Genomic DNA, 20005 nt, shown 5'->3' with positions numbered 1-20005 from the left:
GCCGCAAGAGGCGGGTGGCCATCGACGCGACGCATCGATGCGTCATGACGAGGGCTCAGTCGTCGTTGCGATCGAACAGGCGATCGAGCGGCGCGTCCGATGCATCGGTCGGCGCCTGGTGCACGGTCGTCGTCACCGGTCCCGCCGCGGGGCGGCCACGCGGGTCGGGCAACTGCGCGATGGCTGCTTCGGCGGCCTGCACCAGTGCATGGCGCCGGTCTTCGGGCACATCCTGCCAGTGACAGCCGCGCAGGGCGCCCTCGAGCGAGTACAGCAGGTTGAGGCTGGGCTTGAAGCCGGCGCGGCGCACGCGCATGAACGCGTCCAGTGGTCCGGCGGCCTCGAGATCCTCACGCGTGCGCACGCCCACCTGTCGCAACCAGGCCGCGGATTTCGGGCCGATGTTGCGCAGGTCGGACAGGCTCACCGCAGCGTCTCGACGAACAGTGCGGCGATGGCTTCCAGCCCGGTCTGGTCGTCGGCGTCGAAGCGCGCGGGCAGGGGGCTGTCGAGATCGAACACGCCGATCAGCTTTGCGCCGTCGAACAGCGGCACGACGAGTTCCGACCGGGTCGCGCCGTCGCAGGCGATATGGCCCGGGAAGGCATGCACGTCATCGACGCGCTGGGTCTGCCGGGTGCGCGCCGCAGCGCCGCAGACGCCCTTGTCGAGCGGGATGCGCACACAGGCTGGCAGGCCCTGGAACGGGCCGACGACCAGCTCGGTGCCGTCATAGAGATAGAACCCGACCCAGTTGAGGTCCGGCAGCGCGTGGTAGACCAGGGCCGAAAGATTGGCCGCATTCGCGATCCGGTCCGTTTCGCCATGCAGCAGGCCGCGGGCCTGCGCGGCGAGCGCGGCATACTGTTCGGGCTTGGTGCCGGTCAGGGCAGATGAGGTGAACATGTCGCGGAGTGTAGCAGCGGCCCCCCAGGGGCCAGACCGGCTGGATGGCCTGCCGCGCGATGGCGACGGCTTCCGTCTCCGCGGAATGCAGGCCTCGCGCCTGGAGACGTTCGTCGATGCCGCGTTCGCGTTCGCGGTGACGCTGCTGGTCGTGTCCTTCGACGCGATGCCGGCCAGCATGCCGGAGCTGCACGAGGCCCTGCGGCGCGCACCGGCCTTCATCGCCGGCTTCGCGATCCTGGCGATGTTCTGGGCGTCACACCATCGCTTCAGCCGCCGCACCGGGTTGGCCGATGCGCGCGTGACCACGCTCGGACTCGCACTGATCGCGGTGGCGCTGCTGTACGTTTATCCGCTGCGCCTGATCATGGGCATCTCGCTGCATTTCCTGACCGCGGGTTGGGCGCCGTCGCCGATGCCGATCGATTTCGGGGCCGGCGCGTTCCGCAGCCTGTACGTGATCTACGGACTCGGTTTCGCGGCGATGTGCAGTGTCATCGCACTGCTCAACCGGCACGCGCTCGCGCGCGCCGACGTGTTGGAACTGGATCCGGTGGAGCGCTGCCTGCTGCGCCAGGATGCCGGCGCGATGCTGTGGCTGATGATTCCGTGCGCGCTGTCGATCGTGCTCGCGCTGTTGCCGATGCCGGCCGCCAGTGTCTGGCAGGGCCTGCCGGGCATCATCTACTGCACGCTCGCGGTGCTGATGCCGTGGTACGGCCTGCGCAGTGCGCGTGAGCTGGCGCGCGTGCGCGCCGCGACGGAGGCGGGATGAGCACGCGCACCGTGCTGGTGACCGGGACCGATACCGGCATCGGCAAGACCCATTCGAGCGTCGCGCTGCTGCACGCGCTGCGCGGCGCCGGCCTGCGCGCGGTCGGCATGAAACCGATCGCCAGCGGCTGCGACTGGATCGACGGGCGCTGGCGAAACGAAGACGCGCTGGCGCTGCAGGCGGCCAGCGATCCGCGGCCGGACTATGCCGACATCAATCCGGTCGCGTTGCCGGAGCCGACGGCACCGACACTGGCCGCGATCGCGGCAGGCGTGCGCGTCGATGTCGCGCATCTGTATGCCGCACACGCGCGGCTCGCGGCAGGCGCCGATATCGTGCTGGTGGAAGGCGCCGGCGGCTGGGATGCGCCGTTGGCCGAAGGCCTCGAGCACCAGGATCTGGCGCGGCAGCTCGGCGGTGCCGTAGTGCTGGTGGTCGGGATCAGGTTGGGGTGCCTGAGCCATGCGCGACTGACCGCGCGCGCGATCGAGGCCGACGGCTGCCGGCTGGTCGGATGGATCGGCAACCGCATCGATCCGCAGTTCGCACGCGCGGACGATTACGTCGGCCTGCTGACGGACGCATTGCCCGCACCGTGTCTGGGCGTGCTGCCGTTCGTCGCAGACGCGGACGCTGCGCCCGCGCGGCTGACGCTCGATCCGGACTGGCTCGCCACGCTCTGACGGGCAGTGCCCCGTGTGTCGCGCTGCGCGGCATCGATCCGCGCGAGTCGCCGTCTCGCGCCTGACATAAGTCCACTGCGATGCAGCGCGTCATCGCCAATCAGATCGGTGTCGATCTCTAAAAAAAAACAGGCGCAGCCGAAGCTGCGCCTGTGTCCGTCCCAGTGTCGCGGGACCTCAGTGCCCTTGCGGCGCCGGGGCCAGACCGTCGTCGTCGCGATGGTCCGCCGGCGATGCTGCGGTCGTGTCGCGATCATGGCTGTGGTCGCGTGCGATCAGCAGGTAGAACGCCGGCAGCACGAACAGGGTGAACGCCGTGCCGATCGCCATGCCTGACGCGATCACGGTGCCCATCGAGAATCGCGCCGCGGCGCCCGGGCCGCTGGCGATCAGCAGCGGCACCATCGCGAACACCAGGGCGGCCGTGGTCATCAGCACCGGCCGCAGGCGGATCGCCGAGGCCTGCTCGATCGCTTCGGCCTTGCTCAGGCCCTGTTCGCGCTGCAGCTTGTTGGCGAACTCCACGATCAGGATGCCGTGCTTGGAGATCACGCCGACCAGGGTCACCAGACCGACCTGGGTGTAGATGTTGATCGACATGCCGGGGAAGGCCTCGATGCCGGCGAACTGCAGGATGCCCGAGAGCAGCGCCAGCGCATTCACCACCAGCAGCGCACCGCTGATCGCCATCGGCACGGTCATCAGCATGATTACCGCATCGCGGAAGCTCTCGAACTGCGCCGCCAGCACCAGGAAGATGATGATCAGCGCGAAGGCCAGCGTGATCAGCATCGTCGTGCCTTCCTGCTTGAACTGCCGCGACTCACCGGCGTAGTCGACGCTGTAGCCCTGCGGCAGCACGTCGGCGGCAATCTCGTCGAGCACGCGCAGCGCTTCGCCCTTGGTCACGCCGGGGCGCGGCATGAAGGTGATGCCCACCGCGTTGAGCTGCTGGAAGCGCTTGAGCGACTGCGGCTGCGCGCTTTCCTCCAGCGTGATCACCGTCGACAGCGGAATCAGTTCGCCGTCGCGGGTGCGGGTGTAGTAGTTGCCCAGCTGCTCGGCGTTGAGCCGGTCGCTGCGCTGCACCTGCGGGATCACGCGATAAGAGCGGTTCTCCATCGCGAACCGGTTGACGTAGCCGCCGGCCAGCAGCGCGCTCATGTCCGCCGCCAGCGTGCGCATGTCGATGCCGAGCAGCGCCGCCTTGTCGCGGTCGATCTGCACTTCCACACGCGGCTTGTCGATCTTCAGATCCTTGTCGAGGAAGATGAAGCGGCTGCTCTCCTGCGCGCGGGCGACGACCTGGTCGGCCAGCTCGTTGAGCTGTTCCAGCGAACCGATGCCGCCGATCAGGAACTCACCACCGCCGTCGCCACCGGCCGACGGCAACGACGGCGGCACCAGCGCGAAGATGTTCAGGCCGGTGATCTCGGCGAGCTTGGGCTGCAGGTCCTGCTGCAGGATCTGGTTGGTCGAGCGGTCGCGCTGGCTCCACGGCTTCATGACGAAGCCGCCCATCGCACTGTTGCTGCCGCCCATGCCACCCATGCCGCCGTTGAACAGGAAGAAGTCGTTGATCTCCGGAATGTCGGCGACGATCGCGGTCATCTCCTCGGTGTACGACTCGACGTAGTCGAGCGTGCTCGCCGCATCGGCGCTACCGATCGCGAACACGAAACCTTCGTCCTCGACTGGTGCGGGTTCCTTGGGCGCGCCCATGTACAGGAAGGCGCACGACACCAGCACGATGGCGCCAAACACCAGGATCACGCCACGCGTCTGCAAGGCGCTGTGCAGCTTGCGCTGGTAGCCCTGCTGCAGCGAATCGAAGCGGCGGTCGAGCCACTGCTCGAGCCGGCTCTTGGTGTGCTCGCCGTGCGGCTTGAGGATCTTCGCGCACATCATCGGTGTCAGCGTCAGCGCGATGATGCCCGACAGGAACACCGCGCCCGCCAGGGTGAACGCGAACTCGGTGAACAGCACGCCGGTCAGGCCGCCCTGGAAGCCGATCGGCAGGTACACCGCGATCAGCGTCGTGGTCATCGCGACCACCGGCCAGGCCAGTTCGCGCGCGCCGCGGATCGCGGCATCGTGCGGCGACATGCCGTCCTCGATGTGGCGGTGGATGTTCTCCAGCACGATGATCGCGTCGTCGACCACGATGCCGATCGCCAGCACCATCGCCAGCAGCGTCAGCAGGTTGATCGTGAAGCCCATCAGCAGCATCAGGAACAGCGCGCCGACCAGCGACAGCGGCACCGTGACCGCGGGAATCAGCACGCTGCGGAACGAGCCGAGGAACAGGTAGATCACCACGATGACGATGATCACCGCTTCGATGATCGTGCGGATGACCTCGTTGATGCCGTCCTGGATGGATTCGGTGCTGTCGTAGGGGATCGTCGCCTCGATGCCGTCGGGCAGCTGCGGCACGATCTCCTCGTCCCAGGCCTTGCGCACCTCGGCGATCACGTCGAGCGCATTCGCATCGGGCGAAACGAAGATGCCCATGAATGTCGCCGCGGCGCCGTTGATGCGCACCGACGAACCATAGTTCTCCGAACCCAGCACGACATCGGCGATGTCGCCCAGGCGCACGATCGCGCCGTCGGCCTCACGCACGACAAGCGCCCGGAATTCCTCGGGCGTGCGCAGGTCGGTGCGCGCGGTCAGGTCGACCGAGACCATCTGGCCCTTGGTCGAGCCCAGCGCGGACAGCACGTTGTTGGACTGCAGCGCCGTTGACACATCGCTGGCGGTGACGCCGAGCGCAGTCATGCGATCGGGTTTGAGCCACACGCGCATCGCGAACGAACCCGGGCCCATGATCTCGGCGCGCTGGACGCCGGGAATCGTCGCGATCTTCGGCTCCACCGCGCGCGTCAGGTAATCGGTGATCTGGTTATCGTTGAGCGCGTCGCTGGCGAACGAGACGTACATCGCCGCGACCTGCTGGCCCTGCTGCAGGTCGATGACCGGGTCTTCCGATTCCGCGGGCAGTTCGCTGCGCAGCTTGTTGACCTTGGCCGCGATCTGCGTGAGCGCTTCGTTCGGGTCGTAGTCCAGGCGGATATAGGCCTGGATGATGCTGACGCCGGCCGAGCTGGTGGAGGTGATGTAGTCGATACCCTCGGCGCTGGCGACCTCGCGTTCCAGCGGCGTGGTGATGAAGCCCTGGATCAGGTCGGCGTCGGCACCGAAGTACGTGGTGCTGACGTTGACCACCGCATTCTGCAGCTCGGGGTACTGGCGCACGTTGAGCTCGGAGAACGCGCGCAGGCCGAACAGCAGGATGAAGAGGCTGACGACGATCGCCAGCACGGGCTTGTTGATGAAGATGTCGGTGAATTTCATCGGGATCTCCGTCCCGCGTCAGGCGCGGGATCCGGCAAAGGGGGCGGGGCAGCGGCGCCGGCTGGCGGCCGCACGCCCCGCATGCGCATCAGCGGTTTTCGGGCGTCGGCGCGGCGTCCGCGCTCGGCTGCACGCGGTTGTTGATCGTCACTTCGGCGTCGTTGCGCAGCTTCAGCAGACCGCTGGTCGCGACGCGCTCGCCCGGCTCGAGGCCCTCGGTCACCGCGATCAGGTCGCCGCGGGCCGCGCCGGTCTGCACGAAGCGCTGGCGCACGACGAGCGTCGGGCCCGCAGGCGTGCCGTCCTCGGTCTTCGCGCCTTCGGCGGCGGGCTTCTCGGTGACCACGTAGACCGCATTGCCGTAGGGATTGAAGGTCACCGCGGTCTGCGGGATCACGACGGTCTTCTGGTCCTCGCCGGTGTCCAGCCCGACGCGCGCGAACGTGCCCGGACGCAGGCGGCCGTCGGGATTGGCCAGCGTGGCCTGGATGCGGAAGTTGCGCGTGGTCGGATCGACCGAAGGTTCGATCGCGGTGATCGTGCCCTCGAAGGATTCGCCGGGCAGGGCGTCGATGCCGGCCTTGACCGTCGCGCCCTCGCGGATCATCGGCAACTGCTGCTCGGGCAGCGAGAAGTCGAGATAGATCGGATCCAGCGACTGCAGGCTGACGATCGGCGTACCCGGCGACACGAACTCGCCCAGGTTGACCTTGCGGATGCCGAGCACGCCGTCGAACGGGGCGCGGATGGTCTTCTGCGCGATCAGGGCGCGCTGCGCCTCGACCTGGGCCAGCGAAGTCGCCGCCTGCGTGGCGCGTTCCTCCACTTCGGCCTGCGAGACGAGCTGGGTGGCGCCCAGTTCGGCCCAGCGGTCGCGCTGGACGACGGCCAGCTTGGCCGCGGCCTCGCTGGAGCGCAGTACGGCGACTTCGTTGTCGGTATTGAGTTCCACCAGCACCGTGCCCGCCCGGACCGGCTGGCCGGCCTCGAACGACAGCTTGCGCACGACGCCGCCGGCTTCGGTGGTGACGTCGGTGCCATTGACGGCGACCAGCGTGCCGACCGCTTCCAGGCCCGTGCGCCAGGTCTGCTCTTTGGCATCGAACGTGGTGATGGCCACCGCCGGCTGCGGCATGTTGTCGAAGAACTCGTTCATGCCGCGGCCCATCAGGGCCTTCGCGGCGAACACACCGCCGAACACCACGAAGGTGGCCAGCAGCACGATGAACATGCGGAGTCGGGGGCGCGGCGCGCGCTCGGAGGAAGTCCTGGCCATGGGAAGGTCCGTCAGGGAAGAGGAAGGGGAGGCGGGAGATCGGGCGCGATGCTGTCCCAGCTGGTCTGGAAGACGTCGCGGCTGACCCGTTCGATCAGGGAGTCAAGCGCGGCATCGTCGTCGGCGTCGAACAGCGGCTGCCAGCCGTAGCCGTTGAGCAGGTACTGCAGCTGCCGGATCAGCAGACGATACGGATCGCCGATCAGGGCGACATCGAGCAGGCCCTGCTGCTGCGCCAGGGTGTGCATGCCCAGCGTCATCATCCACGGGCCCAGGGTCAGCGCGTTGACGTGCAGGCCGGCGTCCGGCAGGTCGCCGCGGGCGCGCGCTTCGCTGGCGACGCTGTCGATCAGTTCACCGAGCGGCGCGCTGGCCGCGAGTGCCCGGCGCCGGCTTTCGCACGACGCGGCGCCCCAGACGACATCGGTCCAGACGAACTGGTCGAGGCGGAAGTGTTCGGGCTGTTCGCGGATCACCAGCATGTCGGCGAGCACGATCGCGAGCATTTTCTCGCGTGTCGGACCGTGCCAGTGGACGGCCCGCTCGAACAGCTCCACGCGGCCCAGGCAGTTGCGCGTGGCCAGCGCCACCAGCAGGTCTTCCTTGCTGGCGAAGTGCTTGTACAGGGTGCCGATCGCGTAACCGCTTTCCTCGGCGATGCGGGCCATCTGCAGCGAGAGCAGTCCGTCGCGCTGGATCAGCGCCTGTGCCTGGTCGAGGAACGCCTGTTCGCGCAGGGCGATCTCGCGCTGGCGGCGCAAGGCGACGGGAGAGGCGGGAGGCATGCGCTTCGCTGAACAGGGCGAGAAGCGCGAGATTATGAACTTGGTTCACGCCGTGAGCAAGGTTCGCGTTGACGGCCGGCTCACTGCCACCGGCGAAGCATCGGCCGGCTGCCCGCGTTGAAGACGCATGACCTTCTGCACGCTGTCAGCCGCAATCTGAATTAGCTATACTGGCCGGTATAGAAATACCCCTCCGCACTCCCCCTCGTCTCTTCCAGGTCCTCCCCATGCGTCGAATCCTGCCTCTTGCCGTGCTTGCCATGGCGCTTTCCGCGTGCAGCCCCCAACAGGAACAGGCTGCACCGCCGCCACCGGAAGTGGGGGTGCTGACGATCCAGCCGACCACGGTCGCGCTCGAGCAGGATCTCGTGGGCCGGCTGGCGCCGTTCCGCAGTGCCGACGTCCGCGCCCGGGTGCCGGGCGTACTCGAAAGCCGCGTCTACCAGGAAGGCAGCGACGTCAACGAAGGCGACGTGCTGTTCCGCATCGATCCCGACCAGCTGCAGGCCGCACTGGGCACCGCCCAGGGCGCCCAGGCGCAGGCACAGGCCAATGCGGTCAATGCCAAGAGCGCCGCGGACCGCGCGCGCCAGCTGGCACCGACGAACTTCATCTCCAAGTCCGATCTCGACAATGCGCTGGCCGCCGAGCGCAGCGCGGAAGCCGCGCTGCAGGCCGCTCGCGCATCGACGCAGACCGCGCAGATCAATCTCGGCTACGCCACCGTGCGTGCGCCGATTTCCGGCCGCGCCGGCAAGCAGCAGGTCACGGAAGGTGCGCTGGTCGGCCAGGGGGATTCCACGCTGCTGACCACGGTCGATCAGATCGATCCGCTGTACATCAACTTCTCGATGAGCGCCGGCGAGTTCGCCCGGATCCGCGCGCTGCCGCTCGATCGCGAGGCCGGCGGTGGCCAGGTCCAGATCATCCTGGCGGACGGTTCGGTGCACGACCAGACCGCCACGCTGGACTTCTCCGGCGACGTGGTCGACCCGGCGTCCGGCGCGATCCAGCTGCGTGCGACGCTCCCGAACCCGGACCGTCGCCTGCTGCCTGGCGTCTACGTGACGTTGCGCGCGAACATGGGCCAGCAGGCCGGCGTGTTCCTGGTGCCGCAGGCCGCCGTGCTGCGTGATGCCAACAGCGCCTACGTGCTGGTGGTGGGCGAGGGCGACAAGGTCGTCCGCAAGGCTGTGCGCACCGACCGTGCGCAGGGGAGCCAGTGGGTCGTCACCGACGGCCTGGTGGCCGGTGATCGCGTGATCGTCAGCGGCGTGCCGAAGGCGCGTCCCGACGCGGTCGTGACGCCCAAGCCCTGGACGCCGGAACAGGCGGCCAATGCGCCGGCCGCTGGTGCGGCCCCCGCAGGCCAGCCTGCCGGCGACGCCGGTGCGCCCGCGGCGACCGACGACGCGACTGCGGCACCGGCCCAGGATGCCGCCGGCCAGGCGCCCGCTGCGAACGACGCGCAGGACTGATCCGCCATGCCCAAGTTCTTCATCAACCACCCGGTCTTCGCCTGGGTCGTCTCCATCCTGATTTCGCTGGCGGGTGTGATCTCGCTGCTGAACATGGGCGTGGAGTCGTACCCGAGCGTCGCGCCGCCCCAGGTCACCGTCTCGGCGACCTATCCCGGCGCCAGCGCCGACACCACCGAACGCGCGGTGACACAGGTCATCGAGCAACAGCTCACCGGTATCGACAACCTGCTGTACTTCAGCTCGACGTCGAGTTCATCCGGCCGCGCCAGCGTCACCTTGACGTTCGAAACCGGTACCGACGCGGACATCGCGCAGGTGCAGGTGCAGAACAAGGTCTCGCTGGCGACGCCGCGTCTGCCCAGTGAAGTGGTGCAGCAGGGCGTCGTCGTGGCCAAGGCCAACGCAGGCTTCCTGATGGTCGTCGGCCTGCGCTCGGCGGACACGACGGTCACCCGCAACCAGCTCAACGACCTGATCGGTTCGCGCGTGCTCGAGCAGATTGCGCGTGTCCCCGGTGTCGGCAGCACCCAGCAGTTCGGTTCCGAGTACGCCATGAACATCTGGCTCAACCCGGACCAGCTGCAGGGCTACGGCATGTCGGCGACCGAGGTCATGGCCGCCGTGCGTGGACAGAACGTGCAGTTCGCAGCGGGTTCGGTCGGCTCCGACCCGGCGCCCGAAGGCCAGGGGTTCACCGCCACGGTCTCCGCCGAAGGCCGCTTCAGCACGCCCGAGCAGTTCGAGAACATCATCCTGCGTGCCGACTCCGACGGCGCGACCGTGCGCCTGAAGGACGTCGCGCGCGTGGCGATCGGCGCGTCGGGTTACGGCTTCGATACCAAGTACAACGGCCAGCCCACCGGCGCGTTCGCGATCCAGCTGCTTCCGGGCGCGAATGCGCTGACGGTGGCCAGCGCGGTCGAAGCGCGCATGGACGAACTGCAGCCGTCGTTCCCGCAGGACATCGAGTGGTTCAAGCCCTACGACACGACGACGTTCGTGACGCTGTCGATCAAGGAAGTCATCAAGACCCTGATCGAGGCGGTGATCCTGGTGTTCCTGGTGATGCTGCTGTTCCTGCAGAACCTGCGCGCGACCATCATTCCGACGCTGGTCATTCCGATCGCGCTGCTCGGCACCTTCCTCGGCCTGAGCATGCTCGGCTACACGATCAACCAGCTGACGTTGTTCGCGATGGTGCTGGCGATCGGCATCGTGGTCGACGATGCGATCGTGGTGATCGAGAACGTCGAACGCATCATGGCGGAGGAACACCTGCCGCCACGCGAAGCGACGATGAAGGCGATGGACCAGATCACCGGCGCCGTCGTCGCGATCACCGTCGTGCTGGCCGCGGTGTTCATTCCCAGCGCCCTGCAGGGCGGCGCCTCGGGCGAGATCTACAAGCAGTTCGCGATCACGATCGCGGTCGCGATGGGCTTCTCGGCCTTCCTCGCGCTCGGCTTCACGCCGGCGCTGTGCGCGACCTTCCTCAAGCAGCACGCACCGCCGGGCGAACGCAAGGACAACGTCGTCGTCCGCACGTTCAACAAGTACTACGACCGGGTGAACCGCACCTACGTCGGTCACATCGGCAGCGCCGTGAAGCATGCGCCGCGCTGGATGGCGGTGTTCGCGGTGCTGTGCGTGGTCTGCGCGTTCCTCTACATCCGACTGCCGTCGAGCTTCGTACCGGACGAGGACCAGGGCTACGCGCTGGCGATCGTGCAGCTGCCGCCGGGCTCGACCCTGCAGCGCACCAACGCGGTGTTCGAGGACGTGCGTGCACGCCTGGAGCAGAACCCGTCGTACGAGGCGATGCTGCAGGTCGCGGGCTTCAGCTTCGTCGGCCAGGGCGAGAACGTCGGCATGGGCTTCATCAAGCTCAAGGACTGGGGCGAGCGCGACGTCGACATCAACGGCTTCCTCGGCGAGGCCAACGGTGCGCTGCAGGGCGTGCAGGACGCGACGATCTTCGTCGTGAACCTGCCGACCGTGCAGGGTCTGGGCCAGTTCGGCGGCTTCGACATGTATCTGCAGGACCGTACCGGCGCCGGCAACGCGGCGCTGCAGCAGGCACGCAACCAGCTGCTGGGCGCGGCTGCGCAGAAGACCGACGTGCTGCAGGGCGTGCGCCCGAACACGCTGGAGGATGCGCCGCAGCTGCAGTTGAACGTCGACCGCGTCCAGGCCCAGTCGATGGGTCTGTCGGTGACCGACATCTACGGCGCGATCCAGCTGATGCTGGCGCCGGTCTACGTCAACGACTACGTGTCCGATGGCCGCATCAAGCGCGTCAACATGCAGGCCGATGCGCAGTTCCGCACCGAGCCGGGTTCGATCGGCCGTTTCTACACGCCGAGCGCGACGTCGACGAATCCCGACGGCACGCCGACGATGATTCCGCTGAGCACGGTGGTGAATCCGGAGTGGGGCGCCAGCACGCCATCGCTGACGCGCTACAACGGCTACGCCGCGGTCAACATCGTCGGTTCGCAGGCGCCCGGTCGCAGTACGGGTGAAGCGATGGCCGCGATGGAGGAGATCGTCGAAAACGACCTGCCCGACGGCTTCGGTTACGACTGGGCGGGCATGTCCTACCAGGAGATCATCGCGGGCAATACGGCGACGCTGTTGCTGCTGCTGTCGGTGGTCGTGGTGTTCCTGTGTCTGGCCGCGCTCTACGAGAGCTGGTCGATCCCGGTCGCGGTGTTGCTGGTGGTGCCGCTGGGCATCCTCGGCGCGGTGGTCTTCACGATGCTGCGCCCGGGCCTGTCGAACGACATCTTCTTCAAGATCGGCATGGTCACGGTCATCGGTCTGGCGGCGAAGAACGCGATCCTGATCGTCGAGTTCGCGGTGCAGCAGTACAAGGAAGGCAAGACCCTGCGCGAGGCGACGATCGAAGCGGCGAACCTGCGCTTCCGTCCGATCCTGATGACCTCGTTCGCCTTCATCATGGGCGTCACGCCGATGGCGCTGTCGAGTGGCGCGGGTTCCAGCGCACGTCACGCACTGGCCACCGGCGTCATCGGCGGCATGCTGTTCGCGACGTTCCTCGGCCTGCTGCTGATCCCGGTGTTCTTCATCGTCGTGCGCCGTGTGCTGGGCGACAAACTCGACGAGCCGGATCCGCGTCTGGAAGCGGAACGTGAGCGCGACCGCCAGCTGGCACAGGATGGCGACGAACGACCGGCGCACTGACCGCGCCGTAGTTCGATCGAGAAGGGCCGCTCCGGCAACGGGGCGGCCTTTTTCGTGTGGGCAGACGAACGCGCACCGCATCAGCGCTGCGTGCATCGCGTTGGTCGATTCTTACGGACTGCCTGCGGGTGCCGTTGCGGACGTCAAGCGTGCGACTGCCGTTACGTCCGACCGACTTGCAGCGCGTGGAGGCGGAGCGGGGTGCTATCGCTCTGGTCCGCGCCGTATGGATGTCTACCGAGTCGATCCGACTCACCTGCCCACGGGATCGGGCATGCGGGCCGTGCACATCAAGGGCGCGATCGGTCGACCCGACGCTGTCAGCGGCGGTGCCCGCTCAGAACAAGTCGGTGGCGCGCGTGTCGGCAGCGCGCGCGAAGTACATCGCGAAGGGGTGCGCTGGGGGCCACCATGGCTGTGGAATCCGGACGATGCGCGCAAGGGAGCGCGCATCGTCATCAGGAGAACGGGACGTGCAGCGCGTCCGCCCATCCGGCAGTGCAGCCGGGGCGACGCCCGGCAACGACGTCGCAGGATGCTCGCGGCCGCGCCTCAGTCGATGAACTGCAGCCGTGCCAGTTCCGCATACAGGCCGCCCTGGGCCAGCAGTTCGGCATGCGTGCCCTGGGCGACGATGCGCCCATGGTCCATGACCACGATGCGGTCGGCCTTGAGGATGGTCGCCAGGCGGTGCGCGATGACGAGGGTCGTGCGGCCTTCCATCAAGCGCGACAGCGCCTGCTGTACCGCGTGTTCGCTCTGCGCATCGAGCGCCGACGTGGCTTCGTCGAGCAGCAGGATCGGGGCATCGCGCAACAGGGCGCGGGCGATCGCGATGCGCTGCTGCTGGCCGCCGGACAGGCGCGCGCCGCGCTCGCCCAGCTGCGCGTCGTAGCCCTCGGGCAGGGCGGCGAGAAACGCGTGGGCCTCGGCTGCGCGGGCGGCGTCTTCGACTTCGGCGTCGCTCGCGTCCAGACGGCCGTAGCGGATGTTGTCGCGCGCGCTGGTGGCGAAGATCGTCGGCTGCTGCGGCACCAGCGCGATGTCGTCGCGCAGCGCATCGGGCGACAGGGTGCGCACGTCGATGCCGTCGACGGACACGGTGCCGGTCGACGGATCATGGAACCGCAGCAGCAGCGACAGCAGGGTGCTCTTGCCCGCGCCGGACGGGCCGACCAGGGCGACGGTTTCGCCGGGCGCGACCGCCAGGGTGAAGTTGTCCAGCGCCGGGGCGTCGGGCCGGGTCGGGTAATGGAAGGTCACGGCGTCGAACGCGAGTGCGCCGCGCGACGGCTGCAGGCCTTTGGCGGGATGCGCGGGCGCATGGATCGCCGGGGTTTCGACCAGCAGTTCGGAAATGCGGCCCATGCCGCCGGCCGCACGCTGCAGCTCGTTCCAGACTTCCGCCAGTGCGCCGACCGAGCCGGCGCCGAACAGGGCGTAGAGCACGAACTGGCCCAGCGTGCCGGCGCTCATGTCGCCGTTGATGACATCGTGCGCGCCGGACCACAGCACCGCGGTCACCGCGCCGAAAATCAGCGTGATCGCGACCGCGGTGATGATCGCCTGCAGGCCGATGCGCCGGCGCGCGGTTTCGACCGAGCGTCCGACGGCGTCCTCGAAACGGCCGCGCTCGTAGGGCTCGCGCGCATGCGCCTGCACGGTGCGGATCGCGCCGAGGGTCTCGTTGGCCAGTGCGTTCGCATCGGCGATCCGGTCCTGGCTCTGCCGCGAGACTTTTTCCAGCCGTCGACCGCCCAGCACCAGCGGCAGCACGAACAGCGGAATGCCGATCAGGGTGAACGCCGCCAGCCGCGGGCTGGTGACCACCAGCATGGCGACGCTGCCCAGCACCATCACCGTGCTGCGCAGCGCGACCGACATCGTCGAGCCGACAACCGAACGCAGCAGTTCGGTGTCCGCGCTCAGGCGCGAAACGAGATCGCCGCTGCGGTTGCGTTCGAAGAAGTCCTGGTCGAGATCCAGCATGTGCCCGTAGAGCCGCGTGCGCAGGTCGGCGACGACGCGCTCGCCCAGCAATGACACGAAGAAGAAGCGCGCCGCGGTGAACAGCGCCAGCGCGATCGCCACCAGCAGCAGCACGGCGAACGTGGCATCGATCCGGTCGGCATCGGCGAATCCGTGGTCGATCATCCGCCGCACCGCGACCGGCAGGCTGAGTGTCGCGATCGACGACAGCGCGAGTGCGATCAACCAGGCGGCGAACAGGCCGCGCTGACGCATCACGAAGGGCCACAGGGTCTTGAGCGCGGTGACGCGCGCCTTGGGTTGCCCGGAGTCGGGCGCGCGCGGAGAACGGAAGGCCATCAGGGATTACCGTCCGCGTCGGGGGCGAACTGGACCCGATCCCGTGTGGCATCGCGCAGACGTGTTTTCAAGTCCATCACCCGATCGCGTGGTAGTTCGAGGCGCAGCGTGGCGCCTTCCGGAACGAAGTTCTCGGCGCGCTTGACCGCATCCACCGCCGCCAGCGCCGCATGCACGCTGCCCAGCGTGTCGAACGGTGCCAGCAGTTCGAGTGTGGCCATCTCGACGAGCGGCAGACGTGGTGCGACCCGCAGGCACTCGGCCGCGCAGCCGCCGTAGGCTCGCACCAGCCCGCCGGCGCCGAGCTTGATGCCCCCGTACCAGCGCACGACGACCACGAGAATCCGGTCGAAGCCCTGGCCGTCGATCGCGGCGAGAATCGGCCGGCCGGCGGTGCCCGACGGCTCGCCGTCGTCGCTGGAGCGGTACTGGTCGCCCACGCGCCAAGCCCAGCAGTTGTGCGTGGCATCCGCCACGTGGATCGCGCGCAGGGTCTCCAGGGCGGCGGCCTCGTCATCGACCGGGGCCGCGTGCGCGATGAAGCGGCTGTGCTTGACCTCGAGCGTGTGGGTAGCCGGCGCGGCCAGGGTGTCCAGCGGCATCGCGTCGGTCAGTCCAGCAACGCGCGCAGGTCGGGCGGCAGATCGGCATCGGGATGACGCCGGTGGAATTCGCCCAGGCTCGCGCGGGCGGCGGCGATGTCGCCGGCATCCAGCAGTTCGCGCACGCGTTCGAGCCAGGCATCCCGGACCTCGGGCGAGTCCGCGGACGCGGGCGGCTGGTCTTCGTCCGGCATGTCCTCGAACGCCGCGACCGCCGCGCGCTCGCGTTGGCGCAGTACCTGGGGCGCCGCTGCGGGCGCTGCGCGCGCCGCACTGGCCGAGGTCGCGCTGGCCGCGCGCGGGGCGTCCATCGCCTCGGAACCGAAGGCCGTCGCGCGCGGTGCAGCAACGGCCGCGGCATCGGCTTCGACGGCCGGGGACTGCGGCGAAGGCGTGTTCATCGGTGCAGGCGGTGAGGCTGCCTGCCTCGAGACGGGCAGCGCTGGCGTTTCGGCAACGGGAGAAGGCGCCTCCGCTGCCGGGGCAGGCGTCTCCGCGCGCCGCGCCTGCACGGGGGCGCTGGCGTCCGGCTCGGACACCGGGGATTCGACGGCGTCTGCCGCCGGCACCGGAGACATGGCTGACGACTCGGCGGCCGGTTCGGCGCGTCGGGCCTGCATCGCCATCGTCGCTTCCGAGGCAGGCTCGGGCCGTTCGTCTGGCATCGGCCGCAACTGCCAGGCGACGCCGATCGCCACGAAAAATGCCGCGGCGACGCCCATGCCCATCGGCCAGCGACGACGGCGTGGCGGACGGTGCGCCGGACGCGGTGCCGCGATGGCTGTCGCCGGCTGCGGATCGACGGCGCCGATGTCCGGCGCGTTCGAGGACGCTGCTGCATTGCGCGCAGCCGCCAGGATCGCCGCGTCCAGCGCAGGCGATGGCGCGGCGACGGGATCGCGCGCCAGCCTCGCGGCCAGCGCACGCGCCTCGGCATCCAGCGGTTCGCGGGGATCGTTCATGCGTTCAACATCGCGCGGAGTTTGTCCATGGCATAGCGCAGTCGCGACTTGACCGTCTCGCGGCCCGCACCCGTGATTGCACCGATCTCCTCCAGCGTCAGATCCTGTTCCAGCCGCAACAGCAGCACCTCGCGCTGCTCGACCGGCAGTGCTTCCAGGGCGCGCTGCAGCTGCCGCCGGTCTTCGAACGCGCTTGCATTGCGTTCGGGGGTGTCCGGGTCCGCAACACGCGCCGTGCGGGCGTCGGCGTCTTCGGGCGGTGGCGGGCGGTGGCTGGCGGCGCGCCAGTGGTCGGCGAGCCGATTGTGGGCAATGCGGTAGAGCCAGGTCGTGAACAGCGCGTCCGGTCGCCAGCCCTCGCGCGCTGCGATCACGCGCTGCCAGATGTCCTGGAAGATCTCGTCGGCAAGCGCCGGATTGCGCAGCTGGCGCACGAGAAAGCGGTAGAGCTTGTCCCGGTGGCGGCGATAGAGCACTTCGAACGCGGCCACGTCGCCCGCGGCATAGGCCAGCATCAACGCATCGTCGCCGGGATCTGCCTGCGGTCGGGCGATGTCGTCCATGCCGGTCAGGTTACGTGCTGGCCCGACGCGCGGGAAGCCTGGAGGCGCGGCGGGACGCGGGATGGGGCATGCGGCGTGCGTGTGCATGCGTGGGGCCAACGTCCAGGCGCGGGAATCGGGGTCGAAGCCGTCGGCGGAGGTTCCGATTTGGGTATGCTGCCGCCGGGGGAATCCAGGGATCCGGGAGCATCGTGCCTGCACGTCATCGCATTTCGACGGCCGCCCGGCAGTCGCCCGTCGACGTCGGTGCGAGCCTGCGCCCGATCATCGACGCGGTGCCGTCCGGGATGCAGGCCGTGCTGCGCTGGAAGTGCGCGTCGCTCGGCGCGGGCGAAGTCGCGTCGCCAGGTGCCAGGGCCGGCCTGCTCTCTGAGATCGAAGCCGCGATCGGCGATGACGTGTCCGCGCGTGCGCGGCGGCTGCAGCACCGCGACGTCGACGGCATGCGCATCACGGTTGCGCTGGACCCGCCGGCGCAGGACGCGGCCAGCCTGGCCTGGCTGGAACTGGCCCTGCACAGCGCGGTGGTCGCCACCGGCGCCCTGCAGTCGGAACGGCGCCTGGACGCGTTGCGCCGGTCGGAACGCCTGCAGCAGGCCCTGTACGAGATCGCCGATCTCGCCGGTTCGACGCTGGACATGTCCGAAGTCCTCGGGCGCATCCACCGCGTCGTCGGCGGGCTGACCACGGCCGAAAACTTCTACATCGTGCTGTACGACGATCTGCGCGACACGATGCGCTTCCTGTACTTCGTCGACGAACGCGATCCCTGGATCGCCGATCCCGACGAGGAACTGCGCGTCGACACGATGCCGCACAGCCTGACGATCGCGCTGCTGCGCGAGGGCCAGCCGATGCTCGGCCCGTCGGTCGAGCTGCGCCGTCGTTACGGCGTGGACCATGCCGAGTCGCTGACCGGGCCCGACAGCGCCGACTGGCTGGGCGTGCCGTTGCGCCGGGACGGGCACGTCTGCGGCGCGATCGTGGTGCAGAGCTACGACCGGCCCGGACGCTACAGCGACGACGACCGTGCGCTGCTGGAATTCGTGGCCCAGCACATCCTGACCGCGCTCGACCGCAAGCAGGCCCAGGCCGAGCTGGAGCGGCGCGTCGCCTCGCGCACCGTGGAACTGCAGGAGGCCAACTTCGGCCTGCAGGCGCAGATCAGCGAGCGCGAACGCGCGGAGAAACTGCAGCGTGCGCTGTACCGGATCAGCGAGCTGTCGGTCGCCGCCGGCAGCCTCGAGCGTTTCTACGCCGACCTGCACGCGATCGTCGGTGAGCTGCTGTACGCGCGGAATTTCTACATCGCGATGCTCAGCGCGGATGGCCGCCAGATCGAGTTTCCGTATTCGGTCGACGAGCGCGATGCAGTGCGGCGCCCGCGCGCCTGCGGCAACGGCCTCACCGAATACGTCATCGGCAGCGGCCAGCCCCTGCTGGCGCGGCGCGAGGGCATCGTGCTGCTGGAGTCCACGGGTGAGCTGCGCAGCCGCGGCACCCAGGCGCAGTGCTGGCTCGGCGTGCCGCTGACCCGCGACGATCTGCCGGTCGGCGTGATCGCGGTGCAGAGCTATGACCCGGGCATCTCGTTCGCGCCGAGCGACCAGGAACTGCTGACCTTCGTCGCCCATCACATCGATGGCGCGCTGGAGCGCAAACGGGCGCAGGACGCGCTCAAGGCGGCACATTCGGAACTGGAGTTCCGCGTCGAGGCGCGTACCCACGAACTCGAAGCGGCCAATCGCGAACTCCGCGCGCAGATCGGCGAGCGCGTGCGCGCGCAGCAGCGTCTGGTGCACCAGGCGCGCCACGATCCACTGACCGGATTGCCCAACCGCCTGCAGTTGCTGGAGCGTCTGACCAGCGCGCTGCAACCCGACGCGGGCGCAGTCCACGAACCGTTCGCGGTGCTGTTCCTCGATCTCGACCGCTTCAAGCTGGTCAACGACAGCGTGGGCCATGCCGCCGGCGACGCGATGCTGGTCGAGATCGGCCAGCGCATCGCGGCAATGCTCGGGCCTTCGGACCTGATCGCCCGGCTGGGCGGCGACGAATTCGCGGTCATGCTGGCCGGCGTCGACGATCCCGGCGTCGCCGAAACGACGGCCGCCACGTTCCTCAAGGCACTGGCCCGTCCGATCTGGGTGGCCGGGCGCGAACTCTTTCCGTCGGCGAGCATCGGCATCGCGATGTCGCATCCCGATTACGTCGACGGACATGGCCTGCTGCGCGACGCCGACGCGGCGATGTACCGCGCCAAGGCCAGCGGCCGCGACCGGATCGCGTGCTTCGACGAGGCGATGCGCGCGGAAGCGACGCGTCTGCTGGACCTCGAGGCCGACCTGCGCCGCGCCATCCTGCAGGATGCGTTCGAGCCGCATTTCCAGCCGATCGTGCGCCTGTCCGATGCCCGGATCGTCGGCCACGAGGCCTTGCTGCGCTGGCGCCACGAGTTGCACGGCATCCTGTATCCGGGCGAGTTCATCGGCGTCGGCGAGGACAGCGGCCTGATCGAGCAGGTCGACTGGCTGATGTACCGCAAGGTCATCGCCCGGATGGCGCGCGATCCGCAGTCCGGCTACGTGTCGATCAATGTGTCGCCGCGGCATTTCCGCGCCGACGATTTCGCCGAGCGCCTGTTGCAGCTGGTCGAAGACGCGGGCGCGGATCCTGGCCGCTTGCGGATCGAGATCACCGAGGTCGCCCTGCTCGACGATGCGCCTCGCGCCCTGCGCACGCTCAACATCCTGCGCGGTCACGGCGTGCTCGCCTTGCTGGACGATTTCGGCACCGGGTTTTCGGCGCTGTCGTATCTGCACCGCTTCCCGATCCAGGCGCTGAAGATCGACCAGAGCTTCGTGCAGGGGCTGGGGAGCGACCTGCATGCCGAGAGTCTGGCGCTGGTGCGCGCGATCCTGGCGCTGGCCGGCACCCTCGGCATCGACACCATCGCCGAGGGCGTGGAGACACGCCAGCAGCGCGACCTGCTCGACGAACTGGGTTGCCAGTACGGGCAGGGCTTCCTCTATGGCCGGCCCGTGGCCGAGCCGGTGCACCGCGTCGAGGCCTGAGCCGCGCGG

General features: G+C 68.8%; 14 protein-coding genes. 5 read left to right on the top strand and 9 right to left on the bottom strand.

Features of this window, described 5'->3' with window-relative positions; genetic code table 11:
* Window positions 1-55 precede the first annotated feature (55 nt).
* Entirely contained in the window at window positions 56-427 is a 372-nt protein-coding gene (locus tag AC3A5K_RS04235) for a TfoX/Sxy family protein (RefSeq protein WP_487616246.1), read from the bottom strand.
* Window positions 424-906, bottom strand: a complete 483-nt coding sequence (locus AC3A5K_RS04230; RefSeq protein WP_487616245.1) for a GAF domain-containing protein — start codon at window positions 904-906, stop codon at window positions 424-426. The genes AC3A5K_RS04235 and AC3A5K_RS04230 overlap by 4 nt, the downstream gene beginning before the upstream one ends.
* On the opposite strand from AC3A5K_RS04230, the gene AC3A5K_RS04225 reads away from it, so the two are divergent.
* Together AC3A5K_RS04225 and bioD are read left to right on the top strand one after the other, a co-directional pair.
* Window positions 905-1681, top strand: coding sequence for a TMEM175 family protein (locus tag AC3A5K_RS04225; protein WP_487616244.1), 777 nt, complete (start codon window positions 905-907; stop codon window positions 1679-1681). The genes AC3A5K_RS04230 and AC3A5K_RS04225 overlap by 2 nt on opposite strands.
* On the top strand, window positions 1678-2364 hold the full coding sequence (gene bioD / locus AC3A5K_RS04220; RefSeq protein WP_487616243.1) for a dethiobiotin synthase: 687 nt from the start codon (window positions 1678-1680) through the stop codon (window positions 2362-2364). The genes AC3A5K_RS04225 and bioD overlap by 4 nt, the downstream gene beginning before the upstream one ends.
* 177 nt (window positions 2365-2541) lie before the next feature.
* On the opposite strand, the gene AC3A5K_RS04215 is transcribed toward bioD, so the two are convergent.
* From AC3A5K_RS04215 to AC3A5K_RS04205, 3 genes are all read right to left on the bottom strand, one after another.
* Complete coding sequence (locus AC3A5K_RS04215) at window positions 2542-5721, bottom strand: efflux RND transporter permease subunit (protein ID WP_487616242.1); 3180 nt, start codon at window positions 5719-5721, stop codon at window positions 2542-2544.
* Window positions 5722-5809: 88 nt separating this feature from the next.
* The gene (locus AC3A5K_RS04210; protein WP_487616241.1) at window positions 5810-6997 is read right to left on the bottom strand and encodes an efflux RND transporter periplasmic adaptor subunit; all 1188 of its coding nucleotides are present in this window, start codon (window positions 6995-6997) and stop codon (window positions 5810-5812) included.
* Window positions 6998-7008: 11 nt separating this feature from the next.
* Entirely contained in the window at window positions 7009-7782 is a 774-nt protein-coding gene (locus AC3A5K_RS04205; RefSeq protein WP_487616240.1) for a TetR/AcrR family transcriptional regulator, read from the bottom strand.
* A gap of 260 nt (window positions 7783-8042) precedes the next feature.
* On the opposite strand from AC3A5K_RS04205, the gene AC3A5K_RS04200 reads away from it, so the two are divergent.
* Together AC3A5K_RS04200 and AC3A5K_RS04195 are read left to right on the top strand one after the other, a co-directional pair.
* Window positions 8043-9260, top strand: coding sequence for an efflux RND transporter periplasmic adaptor subunit (locus AC3A5K_RS04200; RefSeq protein ID WP_487616239.1), 1218 nt, complete (start codon window positions 8043-8045; stop codon window positions 9258-9260).
* A 6-nt stretch (window positions 9261-9266) separates the two neighbouring features.
* Window positions 9267-12467, top strand: coding sequence for a multidrug efflux RND transporter permease subunit (locus AC3A5K_RS04195; protein ID WP_487616238.1), 3201 nt, complete (start codon window positions 9267-9269; stop codon window positions 12465-12467).
* A gap of 552 nt (window positions 12468-13019) precedes the next feature.
* Here AC3A5K_RS04195 and AC3A5K_RS04190 read toward each other — a convergent pair.
* The 4 genes from AC3A5K_RS04190 to AC3A5K_RS04175 are packed head-to-tail and all read right to left on the bottom strand — an operon-like array spanning window position 13020 to window position 16922.
* Window positions 13020-14795 carry an ABC transporter transmembrane domain-containing protein gene (locus tag AC3A5K_RS04190; RefSeq protein ID WP_487616237.1) on the bottom strand — a complete coding sequence of 592 codons (1776 nt, stop codon included), beginning with the start codon at window positions 14793-14795 and terminating at the stop codon, window positions 13020-13022.
* Window positions 14795-15397, bottom strand: coding sequence for an IMPACT family protein (locus AC3A5K_RS04185; protein WP_487616236.1), 603 nt, complete (start codon window positions 15395-15397; stop codon window positions 14795-14797). Before AC3A5K_RS04185 ends, AC3A5K_RS04190 begins: the two co-directional genes overlap by 1 nt.
* 8 nt (window positions 15398-15405) lie before the next feature.
* The gene (locus AC3A5K_RS04180; protein ID WP_487616235.1) at window positions 15406-16359 is read right to left on the bottom strand and encodes a hypothetical protein; all 954 of its coding nucleotides are present in this window, start codon (window positions 16357-16359) and stop codon (window positions 15406-15408) included.
* On the bottom strand, window positions 16356-16922 hold the full coding sequence (locus AC3A5K_RS04175; RefSeq protein ID WP_487616312.1) for an RNA polymerase sigma factor: 567 nt from the start codon (window positions 16920-16922) through the stop codon (window positions 16356-16358). The genes AC3A5K_RS04180 and AC3A5K_RS04175 overlap by 4 nt, the downstream gene beginning before the upstream one ends.
* 287 nt (window positions 16923-17209) lie before the next feature.
* Here AC3A5K_RS04175 and AC3A5K_RS04170 point away from each other — a divergent pair, with 287 nt between their 5' ends.
* Window positions 17210-19996: a bifunctional diguanylate cyclase/phosphodiesterase gene (locus AC3A5K_RS04170; protein WP_487616311.1), complete on the top strand. Its 2787-nt coding sequence runs from the start codon at window positions 17210-17212 to the stop codon at window positions 19994-19996.
* The last annotated feature ends 9 nt before the right edge of the window (window positions 19997-20005 follow it).

This window comes from Luteimonas sp. Soil_C_5 (assembly GCF_057656615.1).
The sequence above is the reverse complement of the archived record's forward strand: the minus strand, read 5'-3'. Positions and strand labels throughout refer to the sequence as shown.